The sequence below is a fragment of the Thalassospira australica genome (assembly GCF_044790785.1).
In the GTDB taxonomy this organism is placed as follows: domain Bacteria; phylum Pseudomonadota; class Alphaproteobacteria; order Rhodospirillales; family Thalassospiraceae; genus Thalassospira; species Thalassospira australica_A.
In genome coordinates this window covers 2,381,224-2,394,144 of record NZ_CP085258.1, presented here as the reverse complement: position 1 = coordinate 2,394,144, position 12,921 = coordinate 2,381,224, and the positions used below count along the sequence as shown (strand labels likewise).

The 12,921-nt window shown below is 57.2% G+C and carries 13 protein-coding genes; 7 read left to right on the top strand and 6 right to left on the bottom strand.

Going from position 1 to position 12,921, the window contains the following annotated elements:
* Positions 1 to 5: 5 nt before the first annotated feature.
* The 4 genes from LG297_RS11465 to LG297_RS11450 all read right to left on the bottom strand — a co-directional run bounded on the left by LG297_RS11465 (position 6) and on the right by LG297_RS11450 (position 3,135).
* The gene (locus tag LG297_RS11465; protein WP_404420319.1) at positions 6 to 353 is read right to left on the bottom strand and encodes an HPF/RaiA family ribosome-associated protein; all 348 of its coding nucleotides are present in this window, start codon (positions 351 to 353) and stop codon (positions 6 to 8) included.
* 40 nt (positions 354 to 393) lie between these two features.
* Positions 394 to 960 carry a YSC84-related protein gene (locus LG297_RS11460; protein WP_404420317.1) on the bottom strand — a complete coding sequence of 189 codons (567 nt, stop codon included), beginning with the start codon at positions 958 to 960 and terminating at the stop codon, positions 394 to 396.
* Positions 961 to 1,122: 162 nt separating this feature from the next.
* A complete protein-coding gene (locus tag LG297_RS11455; protein WP_404420315.1) occupies positions 1,123 to 1,917 on the bottom strand; it encodes a PRC-barrel domain-containing protein in 795 nt (264 codons plus the stop codon).
* Between the two features lie 258 nt (positions 1,918 to 2,175).
* Positions 2,176 to 3,135, bottom strand: a complete 960-nt coding sequence (locus tag LG297_RS11450; RefSeq protein ID WP_404420313.1) for a zinc-binding alcohol dehydrogenase family protein — start codon at positions 3,133 to 3,135, stop codon at positions 2,176 to 2,178.
* A gap of 108 nt (positions 3,136 to 3,243) precedes the next feature.
* On the opposite strand from LG297_RS11450, the gene LG297_RS11445 reads away from it, so the two are divergent.
* Positions 3,244 to 4,137: a LysR family transcriptional regulator gene (locus LG297_RS11445; protein ID WP_404420311.1), complete on the top strand. Its 894-nt coding sequence runs from the start codon at positions 3,244 to 3,246 to the stop codon at positions 4,135 to 4,137.
* Between the two features lie 99 nt (positions 4,138 to 4,236).
* Here LG297_RS11445 and LG297_RS11440 read toward each other — a convergent pair whose 3' ends face one another.
* A complete protein-coding gene (locus LG297_RS11440; RefSeq protein ID WP_404420309.1) occupies positions 4,237 to 5,445 on the bottom strand; it encodes an MFS transporter in 1,209 nt (402 codons plus the stop codon).
* 140 nt (positions 5,446 to 5,585) lie between these two features.
* Here LG297_RS11440 and LG297_RS11435 point away from each other — a divergent pair, with 140 nt between their 5' ends.
* Positions 5,586 to 6,548 carry an AraC family transcriptional regulator gene (locus LG297_RS11435; RefSeq protein ID WP_404420307.1) on the top strand — a complete coding sequence of 321 codons (963 nt, stop codon included), beginning with the start codon at positions 5,586 to 5,588 and terminating at the stop codon, positions 6,546 to 6,548.
* 6 nt (positions 6,549 to 6,554) lie between these two features.
* On the opposite strand, the gene LG297_RS11430 is transcribed toward LG297_RS11435, so the two are convergent.
* Positions 6,555 to 7,385, bottom strand: a complete 831-nt coding sequence (locus tag LG297_RS11430; RefSeq protein WP_404420305.1) for an IclR family transcriptional regulator — start codon at positions 7,383 to 7,385, stop codon at positions 6,555 to 6,557.
* Positions 7,386 to 7,453: 68 nt separating this feature from the next.
* Between LG297_RS11430 and LG297_RS11425 the strand changes: the two genes are divergently transcribed.
* The 5 genes from LG297_RS11425 to LG297_RS11405 all read left to right on the top strand — a co-directional run bounded on the left by LG297_RS11425 (position 7,454) and on the right by LG297_RS11405 (position 12,870).
* A complete protein-coding gene (locus LG297_RS11425) occupies positions 7,454 to 9,169 on the top strand; it encodes a thiamine pyrophosphate-requiring protein (protein ID WP_404420303.1) in 1,716 nt (571 codons plus the stop codon).
* A gap of 117 nt (positions 9,170 to 9,286) precedes the next feature.
* Positions 9,287 to 9,760, top strand: a complete 474-nt coding sequence (locus LG297_RS11420; protein ID WP_317338803.1) for a hypothetical protein — start codon at positions 9,287 to 9,289, stop codon at positions 9,758 to 9,760.
* A 128-nt stretch (positions 9,761 to 9,888) separates the two neighbouring features.
* Entirely contained in the window at positions 9,889 to 10,389 is a 501-nt protein-coding gene (locus LG297_RS11415) for a hypothetical protein (protein ID WP_317338802.1), read from the top strand.
* Between the two features lie 87 nt (positions 10,390 to 10,476).
* Complete coding sequence (locus tag LG297_RS11410; RefSeq protein ID WP_404420300.1) at positions 10,477 to 10,920, top strand: cupin domain-containing protein; 444 nt, start codon at positions 10,477 to 10,479, stop codon at positions 10,918 to 10,920.
* Between the two features lie 135 nt (positions 10,921 to 11,055).
* A complete protein-coding gene (locus LG297_RS11405) occupies positions 11,056 to 12,870 on the top strand; it encodes an alpha-amylase family glycosyl hydrolase (protein WP_404420298.1) in 1,815 nt (604 codons plus the stop codon).
* Positions 12,871 to 12,921 lie beyond the last annotated feature (51 nt).

Sequence of the window (12,921 nt, the reverse complement as noted above, 5' to 3'; positions counted from 1 at the left end):
AAATTTTACATTTCGCCGGTGCGGATGGTGTCGGCACCCTTGGCATGGTCAAGCTTGCCCAGCGTTGTCGCCAGAGCGTGCTGCATTTTCCTGGCCGCGCCAGAATATGCGCCTTCAAGCGTTGCGGCCTGTTCGCTGACCACTTCGGGTTGACGCCCTTCCAGGCGGGCCTCGATGAGGCAATGCTTGTCGGACCGGCCGGACTTGTCGCCATCTGCATCGGAAAGGTGGACTTCAATACGGGTAATGTGACGACTGTAGCGATCCAGATGGTTGTAGATCCGGGCCGAAACGTGGGCGGAGAGTTCTTCTCCGCCCGCTATGTTATTGTCGGTATTGACCTGAATTTGCATGACGCATTCCCTTGCTCATCCTTGCGTTTTTTGGGCGGGTTTATTGCTTGATGCGGGAAATCTTGGTGCCTTCGATGCTGACGCTGAGCATCAGGCCTTCCTGATCGAAAATGAAGGCATAGGCATCATCCTTTAGGGTTGATGTGGACAGGTTCTTGGCCGCACCTTCGTCCATCACCACCACGGTCGGCCCAACGCCGATTTCCCAGCCGTTGGATTTGTCGAGATAGTCTATCGCCTTGTCGGTCATCAGAAACACGGCATAGCCAAAGGATTGCGCACCGGCCTGAAGGCCCCAGGAGGCCGAAACGGAGTTGTAATACTTGTCGATCTTGCCGTCCTCAAGAAGGACGCCCTCGCCATAGGCCCCGCCAAAGACCAGACCCGCCTTGATAATGCGCGGGAACACCAGGATCGCCTTGGCATCCTTGGAAAGCTGTTGGGCGACCGGGTGGGTGCCATAGAGCTTTTGCAGGGACTGGTTTGATTCAGTGTTGAGTTCCTCGACCGAAGCCGCATGTGCGACCGGGGCCGTGGTGATCGAGACAGGAAGGGCGGTCGCCCCTGTGAGGGCGAGCGCAACAAGCATGGTTCGGATATTTGTCATGGTGGCAGTCCTTCTGAATGAGAGACGTTCTTATGGTCACACGGCGCGGCCCCGGACGGCACGGACAGGCCGGAACGCGATGAGTATCGTCAGAACCAGACCGGGAACACCGCCCGGTCCGTTGCCGCGCCAGTGATCGGCCAATATCACGCCGCAGCGCGATCAGGCCGCGACCGACGTAATGCCGTAATGGGCCCGGAATTTTTCCTCAAAGGCAGGATCAATCATTTCAGAGGCGTCGTAGGCCTCACGGTCTTTTACCTTCTGGCGATTGACGCTGATGTTCACCAGTTCGTCCTCCGAATTGATGTCCTTTACCGAGCGCGGGGAGATCAGCACCTTCTTGCCGGTCCACCAGTTTTTTGTATCGATGACGAGGTAATGAATGCCCCAATCGGCATCCTGGATGATCATGTCCTCGACGTGACCGATCTCGCCGTCCGTGGCATGGATGTGATAGCCGGTGACCTCTTCGACGCTGCGCAGATGCACATCACCGCTGTTTTTACGGGCAAGGATCATTTCTTCCTCGCGCTGCTTTGAGGCGGATGAAACCGGCATCGCGCCGCCCATTCCGCCCATGTAGCCGTAACCACCGGCCATGCCAGCACCGCCGGTCATGCCATAGCCGCTATTCCAATACGGGCTGTATCCGTAATAACCGTAAACGTCGGTTTCCATCTGCCGCGATACGGGCTGGTCTGTATCGACCGTCGGGCTTTCCTCGATCTGCTTCTTTGTCAGTTTTATGGAGCATTCCTCTTTGTCGGTATCGAGGTGGTCCATCGCGGATGTCGGCAGAAGAACCTTGCGACTGGAGAGCCAATTGCCGGTATCGACAACCAGCCACCGGACGAGCCAGTTGGTGTCATCGAAGAAAAAGTCGCTGATCTTGCCGATTTTGCCGTCACTTGCCGAGATGGCGTAGCCAATGATCTTCGATCCATTCCACAACATGTCAGACTCCTTTGCGTTATCGGGGATTGTTGATAACGCAGTGATTCTTAAACCAACTGAGGTGGAACGTAGCTGATGCATATTAACTTCCGCGTGCATTTATTTGATTGGTTGAAGACAGCGTGATGGGGGCTGCATAAAGAAAACCCCGGCAGCGGTGAAGCTGCCGGGGGGGCGGGCTTGCGCCCGCGCCTCAGGCATCAGGGCGGGGTGAGGTGATGCCTGGGCGTATTCCGGTGTCCAGTACCGGGAAGGTCATCAGGGTTGCAGGATGACGCGGCCGAACGGTTTATGATTTTCGGCATAATCGTGTGCTTCGGCAGCGCGGGCGAGGGGGAACTGCCTGTCGATAAAAACCGTGAGCTTCGACGCGGCGACGTGCGAAAGCAGATGATCAACCGTGATGCTGACATGCGGCAGGACGAACTGCGTGCCCATAAAGACGCCCAGCAATGACTGGTTTGCCTGAAGGGCGGGCCAGAGGTCGAGGGTGAGGTTGCTTCCGCCGGCATTGCCGACGAAGACCAGCCGTCCTTCCTGGGCGAGCGCCTTCAGGGAGACGGGAAGCGTTGTGCCGACCGGATCGACAACAAGATCGACGCCCGCGCCGCCGGTCAGCCCGGATACGGCTTGAGCGACATCGTCGTTGCGATGGTCGATGACATGATCCGCGCCAAGCGATTGCAATTTCAACAATCTGTCGGAACCGCTCGAAACGGCAATGACGGTGGCACCGGCCTGTTTTGCAAGCTGGATTGTCGCAATCCCGAGGCCTCCTGACGCGGCCTGTACCAGAACTGTCTGACCGGCCTGCAACGCGCCACGTGCGAACAGGCAATGATGCGCCGTGCCAAATGAAATCGGCAGGGCGGCCGCTTTGGCGGCATCAACGCCATCGGGGATGATCCAGGTCTGATTTTCCGGGAGGGCCCGCAACGCGGCGTGCGACCCGTCATTCTGGAAACCGGTTACGCGGTCGCCGACCTTGCGCCGGGTCACGGCGTTGCCAATGGCAATGACGGTTCCCGCAGTGGCATAGCCGCCGATATGGTCCGGCGCTGGCGGCGGTGTTGACCGCCGGTTGAGCAGGTCGCCGCCTTCGATCGAGATTGCCTCCACCCTGATCAGTACGTCCGATGGACCCGGTTGGGGATCGGGAACTTCCTTGTATTCAAGAACCTCTGGCGTGCCGCAGCGATTGTAAACGGCTGCTTTCATGACTTGTTCCAATCTTCCGGGATGTGCTGATCACAATTTGTCGTTCCAGTTCAGGTGATGATAGCGCCATAATGTTGGCAACTGTGTCGCAACAAGGGGAACATCAAAATGAATATTGAGGACCTTCAGACATTTGTTGAGGTTGCCGACGCAGGCGGGGTGTCGGCTGCCGCACGCCGTCTTGGTCTTTCCAAATCGATTGTCAGTCGGCGGCTTGCGCGGATAGAGGCGGAGCTTGGTGTCCAGCTTCTGACGCGGACGACCCGTGGTGCCGCGCTTACGGAGGCGGGGATCACGTTTCGGGATCATGCGTCCCGGGCCAGCGACGAGATCGACATCGCCAGGGAAACCATTCTTCCGGCGGGCGATCTTCGCGGTCGCCTGAGGGTCGCCCTGCCGCTTACGCTTGGCCCGTCCCATTTTGGCCCTGTGCTTGCGGAAATGGCACGCCAGCACCCGCGGCTTAAGATTCAGGCTTCCTACAGTGATCGCTTTGTCGATCTCGTGGCCGAAGGTTTTGATTGCGCGGTCCGGGGGGCATATCTTCAGGATTCCAGCCTGATCGCGAAGCGCGTCGGACCGATCCATGGAAAGCTTGTTGCAAGCCCGGATTATATCAAAAAATACGGCGCGCCCGAAACGCTGGACGACCTTGTCCGTCATCAGGCGCTTATGCGCGGAACAGAGTCATGGCAGTTCATGGATGGTGATAAAATTGTTTCGGTCCAGCCGCAGGGCAGTTTCAAGGCCGACAGTGCCTCTGCGCTTGCCGTCGCGGCGGTGGCGGGCCTTGGTATCGCGTGGCTCCCCAACGGCATCATCCAGGAACATCTGGTCTCCGGGGCGCTGGTGCCGATCATGAAACGCCATCCGGTTCCTCCGGGATCGGTATATGTCGTCCGGCCGCCCGGACAGCATCCGACGCGCAGGGTGCGGGTTCTTGCCGAGATGCTCATTGAATATTTCAAACAGAATCAGGATATTTGGGGGGGCGACGATTAGGGCTGCGATATCCGGGCATAAGAAAACCCCGGCAGTGGTGACACTGCCGGGGTGCCGGGCCCGCGCCTGAAGCATCAAGCGGGGGTGGGGCGATGCCTGCTATCCCTGTTCGGTTGCGGGAACAGGGGCGGTCCGCAGGCCCAGTGTAACGATGATGGATGCACCAACCAGCAACATGCCGCCGATGGTGAAGACGCCAAGCGCGCCGCTGGTGTCAAACAGAAGGCCGCCAACGCCCGAACCCGTGGCAATCGCAAGCTGGAAGCCGGCAACCAGAAGGCCGCCGCCGCTTTCGGCCTCGTCCGGGACGGTGCGGGTGATCCAGGTCGACCATGCGACCGGAACCCCGCCAAAGGCCATGCCCCAGATCGCGACAAGCACGGTGGTCGGGACAATCGCGCCCTGGATGGTGACCATGCCGATCCCGGCAAGGCCGATGATCATCGGCATCAGGGCAATCGTCATGCGCAGCGACCGCGCAACCAGCGCACCGCCGACATAGGTGCCGATGAAATTGGCAACGCCAAAGCCGAGCAGAATGCCCGAAACGCCCGCCGTCGCAACGCCGGTGATGTTTTCAAGGAACGGCCGGACATAGGTAAACAGGGCGAAATGGCCGGTAATGATCAGGACCAGCGAAAACAGGCCGAATTTCATGCGCGGGCGGCTGATGACCTCGACCAAGGTGCGCAGTGTTGCGCGGCCCCGCGGCGGCATTTTCGGGAGGGTGAGGAACTGCACGACAAGGGCGAGAACGCCGAGCAGGGAAGCCAGCAGGAACACATCGCGCCAGCCGATCACATCGCCAAGATAGCTGCCGAGCGGGGCGGCAAAGATGGTCGCGGCCGAAACACCGCTAAACAGGATCGACAGCGCGCGCGGAATGCTTTTTTCCGGGACAAGGCGCATGACGGTGGCCGCCGACATGGTCCAGAACCCACCCAGCGCAATGCCCAGCAAAACACGGCCCGCCAGCAGAACCGTGAAATTCGGTGCGGTGGCGACCATGATGTTCGAGACGGTCAGAAGGATCGAAAAGCCCAGCAGGACATAACGGCGGTCGATGCTGCGGGTTACGGTTGCGGTCAAAAGGCTTGTGATCAGGGCGAGAATGGCGGTGGTTGACATCGCCTGACCAGCGAGGCCTTCGGTAATGGCAAGATCATCGGCCATCGGGGTCAGCAGGCTTACGGGCAGGAATTCGGCGGTGACCAGCCCGAATACGCCCAATGTCATCGAGATAACCGCCCACCAGGCCGGCGCGCCTTGCGCGGCAGCGGCCGGGGGCGTATTTATTGTGTCCGTCATCGGAAGTCCTCTCGGATAGAGTGTTTGTGCATTGCAAACAGAATAGAGTGGACGGGGCGGACGGGCTATGCCAGTTTCTCCTTGATTATTGATCAATCGTCCGATATTTGACGAATTATCCCGAAATTGATGACATGCAGATGCTTTCCAGTGATTTGATCAGCGAGCTTTTGCTCGGCATGCGGCTTGACGGGCTGCATTACAACCGCATCCAGATTTCACCGCCGTTTGGTGTGCGATTTGGCGAGGACCCGACGCGCGCGCAGTTTCATTTCATCGCGCGCGGGCGGGTTTACCTGCGCACCGATAGCGGGGTGGTCCATACGCTTGAGGCCGGTGACGCGGTGCTTTTGCCGCGCGGTGGCATTCATGCGTTGCTGTCCGATCCGTCCATCCCGTGCCTTGATGTGACCGATTACAGTGTCACGACGATCTGCCGCCGGGTGGATGACATTCATGCCTGCAAGATGGAGCAGTGCCGTAGCCGGGATACGCTTATTTTCAGCGGCTGCATGGAATTTGACCTGGGCGGGATGCATCCGCTGGTCGGGATGATGCCCGAAGTGATGCAGGTCGGCACCCTGATTGATCGAAACCCCGAACTTTTGCCAGTGCTCGAAGCCATGGCGCGCGAGGTTTCGACCGAACGCGCCGGTTTTGCCGGCATCCTGACGCGGCTTGCCGATGTGGTGTCGGCATCGATTGTGCGCGATTGGGTCGAATGCGGCTGTGGCGATGCGCAAGGCTGGGTCGAGGCATTGCGCGACCCGCGAATGGGAAGGGTGATTGCCGCCATCCATCGCGATCCGGGCCGGAACTGGAGCGTTGCGGCGATGGCGGCCGAAATGGGCAGTTCGCGGTCGGTCTTTGCCGAACGGTTCCTTGAGGTTACCGGGGTGACGCCGCTTCGCTATGTCACCGAACTTCGCATGCGGCTTGCCAGCCAGTGGATCACCCGTGATCGCATGGCGATTGACGTGGTGGCCGAACGGCTTGGCTATGGCTCGCAGGCGGCATTCAGCCGGGCCTTCAAACGCACGACCGGCAAATCGCCGGGTACGATCCGAAGCCCCCGGACGGAGCGCGAAACACGGGTGGCCTGAAGCGGATCAGAAATGCCCGTAAAGGGCGCGTGTGCCGTTTTCGGCAGCATCGCGCAGGGCGGCGAGTAGCGTATCGCGTTTCTGTTCGATCAGGGTCGGGGAGGCGCCGAATACCGAAATGGCGGAAACCATGCGGCCATGCTGGGTCAGGATCGGGACGGCGAGGGCGTAAATGTCGCTTTCGCGTTCGCCGTTATTTGTTGAAAAGCCCTGTTCGCGGATGGTGCGCAATTCGGATTTAAGGGCGGCCAGATCGGTGATGGTGCGATCCGTCATGCCGGTCAGGCGGATGCTATCGAAATAGCGGTCCTGATCATCCGGGCCCATGAAGGCCAGCCACAATTTGCCATGTGCCGTGCAAAAGGCATCAAGCCGCGACCCGATGCGGATATCGACATAAAGTGACCGATCCGGCAGGGCCTTGGCGATGCAGACGGCCATGTCGCGATCAAATTCGGTGGCCATGCAGGCCTCTCCCACAGTGCGGGCCAGATCGTCCAGCACCGGCTGGATCAGATTGGGCAGGCTGCCGTCGCGCAGCACACGATCCCCCAGATCGGCAAAGACATAGCCCAGCCGGAAGACCCCGCGCGCGACCATGCGCAGCGCACCGGCCTGTTCCAGCGTATGCAGGAACCGGTGGGCGGTGATGGTGTTGATGCCAAGGGCGGCCGCCGTGTCGCTGGCGGTCAGCTCAGACCGTCCCTCGGCAAACAGTTCAAGGATGCGGAAGGCCTTGAGCACCGATCCGTTAAGCTGGCTTGGCATCCTGTTTCCTTTGGACTGGTGGCTTTGTGCTGCACGCGCGTGATTTTGCATCGCGGTGCCTTGACGCATGCCCGATTTCGATAATAAACTATATTATAAATCAAATTTCAAATATAGAAATATGGCAGGAACGTCAAATGAAAAATGACAAGGCGGGTATCACGCTGACCGCAGGCGGGGCCGTTCTGGCGCGGATGAAGGCGATCGGGGTGGACTATATCTTTGCCAATTCCGGCACCGATTTTCCGCCGATCATCGAAGGGCTGGCCGAAGCCAATGCCAAGGATATCGAGCTTCCCCACGCGCTTGTCATGCCGCATGAAAATGCCGCGATGGGCATGGCGCATGGCTATTACCTTGCGACCGGAAAAACGCAGGCGGTGATGGCGCATACCAATGTCGGCCTTGCCAATTGCGCGATTGGCGCGATCAATGCCGCGACCGAGCATGTGCCGGTGATCCTGATGTCGGGCAGAACGCCGGTGATGGAACAGGGGCGGCTTGGCGCGCGGACCGTGCCGATTGGCTGGGGCCAGGAAATGCGCGATCAGGCCGCCATGGTGCGCGAGGCATCGAAATGGGAATACGAACTTAAATTCCCCGAACAGGTGCCCGACGTTGTTGACCGCGCCTATGCGATTGCATCGTCCGTGCCCAAGGGGCCGGTTTATGTATCCCTGCCGCGCGAGGTTTTGTGCGAACCCTGCCCGGGGGATGCGATCGATGCGCCGCTTCGCATGCAGCCGGTCCGGGTGATGCCGCCCAAGGAAAGCCTTGAGGATGCGGCGTGTATCCTTGCCAATGCCAAAAACCCGGTGATCATTGCCCAGCGTGGCACGGGGACGGCCGAGGCCTTTGATCGCCTGTCAAAGCTGGTGGATCAGTGGGGCATTCCGGTGGTGCAATATTGGGCGATCCAGCTTGCGCTTGGCACCGATCATCCGATGATGGCGGGGATGGACCCGGCACCGTGGCTCAAAGACGCCGATGCGGTTCTGGTGATTGATTGCCTTGCGCCGTGGTCGCCCGATATTCATACGCTGCGCGACGACTGCAAGGTGATCCAGATCGGGCAGAACCCGCTTTATTCGCGGTTTCCGGGACGCAATTTTGCCGCCGACCTTTCGCTTGCCGGGGAAACCGGCGATGTGATCATGGCGCTGGCCGATGCGCTGGATCGCCATCATGGCGATCATCGCGAAACCTGTGCCGACCGGCGCGAAAAGGTCGCGGCGATCAATGCGGTCACGCGCAAGAAGGTGCGCGCGGCGGCAGATGCCGGATCGGTTGATCCGATGAGTAAGGCATTCGTTTCGCGGTGCCTGTCGGAGGCGATTGCCGGGCGGTCGGCGACGGTGTTTTCGGAGCTTGGCTGTCCGCTGGAGCCGCTTTCGCTTTCGGAGCACAGCAGCTGGTATCAGGAACCGCATTCCGGCGGGCTTGGCTGGTCCTTCCCAGCATCGATGGGCTATCAGTTGGCCGATAAAAACAAGCTTGTGGTCGCCACCATGGGGGATGGATCTTACATGTTTGCCAATCCGACGGCGTGCCACCAGATTGCCGAGGCGCTTGAGCTTCCGATCCTGATCCTTGTTCTGAACAATAATGAATGGGGGGCGGTGCGACAGTCTGTAACCGGGATGTATCCCGATGGCTATGCCGCGAAAACCAACCAGATGCCCCTGACCGGGCTTAAGCCGAGCCCCGATTTCACCAAGGTCGCGGAAGCCAGCCGGGCCTGGACGGCGAAGGCCGAACGGGCAGCCGATTTGCCGGAAATCCTGCGCCGTGCGATTGCGCATATCGACACCAACCGCACCCATGCGCTGGTTGAGGTGACGATTGCGCCGTAAGTCGTTACAGGCAGGAGAATTTTTTGACAGGGTGTCGTGAAACCGGCACCCTAATTCTTTGGCAAATCAGATAAATTACTTTAGGTTGCATACCTTGGTGGCGGATTGGGGCGCAAGATGAAGTATGCAACACTAAGAAAGTATGTTCGTTTCTCTACGTTGAAACGCAGCAAATGCGTGTTGATCACTTTGTTTTTCTGGCCAATAATTGCAGGATTTCTGATTTATAATCAGTTGTTACCAAATTTAGATTGGTTGAATTTCGGTATTCCTTCTGTCTTTCCGGTGTTAGTGCCGCTTTCTCCAAATCGTCGGAAGGGGCTTCGCGCTATTGCTTTCAAGCCAACTGTTTGGGGGTGGAGGCGCCGTCCTCATCCGAAGTTGCATTTGGTTGTTATGCATTTTGCGGGACCGGGATTAATATTTGCGTATTTTGGTTTATCGCAACACGATGCCCAATTCATTCTCCCAGCATTTGCATTTTTGGGTGTATTAGCTATTGCTCCTCCGTTGTTGTTCTGGCGCCCCCTTATTCTGAGGGTGCTGTTAGGCTTTGATAAGCGGACAAAGGTTTTTGGGGTGATAAAGTGACATCTTTGCGTTGGTGGAAGTAATAGTCACGCAGAAAGGAGCTTTACACAAAGGGGAATGTTTTCGGGCGTCAGAATGCTTGCGTCCGTTTTTTGTGTTGCTGTGTGCAGTTCTCGTTATGATTGTAAATGCCGTACAGTATTTCGGGGGAAGCTGTGTATCAATTTGCAAGAATCATTGTTCGTCTGTATCGACTGAAAAATGGAAAGCTCATCAGGGTTCTGGCATTCCTTGTTTGGCCGATCATTGTCGGTTTTCTAATCTACGGCGGATTATGGTCTTTGACGGTTTTAGAGTTGGTCATTTATGCCATCTTGCCGATATTGTTTCTCAGCTTTCTGCCATCTAGAGGTCGGTATCTTCGGCAATTTGAAAAACATGTAAAGCGACGCATTCACCCCTTTCCAGGGTATGGGGCATTTTATGTTCTAGCTATTATCCCATTTATGTGGGTTGTTCATCCCGTGGTTCTGGAGAAAGGGCCAGCGTACTTTATCCCATTCTTTCATATCGCATTTTCTGCGAGCTATGGTTTGGTTGTTCTTATGTTCCGGCCATGGATTTTACGCGTGCTGTTTGGATGTGATCGCCGAACCAAAATCCTGGGTGCTTTGCGCCACGCAAGATAGTGTGTTCCCGATATGCTGTATGAATTACCTGATATTCATGTGTAATTTGCTGGCAGGTTGTAAAAACAAACAGGTCATTGGACGGTTATGGCAATCACGAAGCGCGACAATTCAGACATAAAGATAGCCAGTCAGGATTCCGGGGCATCCAAACCCGCCAAGGATGTCCATGACGGCGTAACGCTGCTTGATAGCGGTGTGAACTTTGTGGGCGAGCAGGTGAGCTATCCCAAGGGCAAGGCACGGATCAAATCGGTGCTGGCGACGATGGCGCCGGGGCAGAAAACCGGCTGGCACAAGCATGGCGTGCCGACCTATGGATATATCCTTGAAGGGCAGATTACGGTCGATTATGGCGACGGGGGAAAAACCACCTATCGTGCCGGGGAAGGGGTGCTTGAGGCGATGGATTACTGGCATGAAGGGATCAATGATGGCGATGTTCCCGCACGTGTCGTTGTCGTCTTCATGGGGGCCGAGGGCGCGGAAAATGTGATCTACAAGCCCGACGGTCCATCCGGGGAAGTTTGATTTTGCAGTGCGATGACGGACATGGCGGGTTGGGTTGCCTGCTTTGTTAGCACTTTGAAATCGTTGCTTGCATCATAGGCAAAATCATTATTTGATTAAGGTGAATTCCTGATTTGCCTGCCCAAAGGAGCCAGCATGGATCGCGCTATTGGAACCTCGGGGCGTATTGCGTTCGCAAGTGCAATGCGCAATCTGCTTGCGGATGTGTATCCGGAACATGATCACGCGGAACTGGTGCGCCGGGTGTTTGATGTGCTGGGCCTGCCGCTTGAGGGGGACGGGGCGGAGCCGTGCGAGGAATATCTGCGCAAATGGGATCAGCGTGATGCGTTTCTGATTACCTATGGCGACAGCATTTCGCGTGACGGGCATCATGGTTTGCAAAGTCTTGGCGATTTTTATCGCACGTGGCTTAAGGACTGGCTTTCGGGGATTCATATCCTGCCGTTTCATCCCTTTACGTCCGATGACGGGTTTTCGGTCAGCGATTTCAGTACGTTGCGCCCGGAGCTTGGCACATGGGACGATGTGAAGGCATTGTCCAAAGATGCCACCGTGATGGCCGATCTGGTGGCGAACCATATTTCGGCATCGCATGTGTGGTTTCAGCAGTTCCTTGCCGGGGAAAAGCCCGGTGTCGATTACATCAAGACCGCCAGCCCCGATGATGACCTTTCCGATGTGGTGCGCCCGCGCAGCCATGCGTTGCTTAGTAAAGTCACGACATCGGACGGTGAAAAGCATGTCTGGTGTACGTTCAGTTACGATCAGGTCGATCTGGATTACGGCAATCCGGATGTGTTTTTTGAAATCCTGAAAATCGTTCTGGAGTACCTTAAGCACGGGGTACGGGTCGTGCGGCTGGATGCCATCGGCTTTATCTGGAAGGTGGCCGGGACCAGTTCGATCAACCTTGATCAGACGCACAAGATCATCAAGGCATTGCGCCTTGCCACGACGGCGGTGCATCCGGATGTGATTTTCATTACCGAAACCAATCTGCCGCTGCTTGAAAACCTGTCCTATTTCGGCAATCAGGACGAGGCACATCTGATTTATAATTTCAGCCTGCCGCCGGTGATCATTCATGCGCTGCTTTCGGGGCGGAGTGACTGTATTCGCAAATGCATCATGTCGATGCCACCGGCGCCTGCGGGGTGCACCTTTTTCAATTTCACCGCCAGCCATGATGGCATTGGCCTGCGCCCGGCCGAAAACCTGATCCCGGATGCGGATATCGATGCGATGATCGACCATGCGCGCAAGATGGGCGGGCAGGTGAGTTACCGGTCGCTTAAGGGCGGCGGGCAGAAGGCCTATGAGCTGAATGTCACGCTGTTTAGCATGCTGGCGGAAAACTTTGGCGGGGATCGTACCTTTGGCCTTGAACGGTTTGTGATGAGCCAGGCGATTGCCATGTCGCTTGAGGGCGTTCCGGCGATTTACGTGCAGACGATCTTTGCCACCGAAAACGATCAGACGGGATACGAGGAAACCGGCATTCCGCGCAGACTAAACCGCAAAATATGGCAGCTTGAAGAGGCGGAGGAACGGTTATCGGAAGAAGGCATTGCCAAGCGGGCGTTTGACCAGTTGCGCGCATTGATGTCGATCCGCATGGGGCAGCCGGCGTTCCACCCCAATGCGACGCAATATACCCTGAACCTTGGGCCGGAATTGCTGGGCGTGTGGCGGCAAAGCCATCTGAACGATCAAAGCATTTTCTGTGTGTTCAACCTGACCGATCAGGTGCAGGATCTTGACCTTTCGAAGATCAACCTGATCATGACGGAGGGCTGGACCGATCTGCTATCCCAGCAGGTGATCGAGGATTTCAATGGTATCCTGCCGCTGGCACCTTATCAGATCGTGTGGATTTCAAACATTGACGGGCGCAATCGCATTGATAGCCGGTTGTTGCAGCGTTATCGCGATGCGATGCCGGTTTAGGGTTGCCACTTGTTATTCATCCTGAACTTACCATTTTACTAATATTGGGAG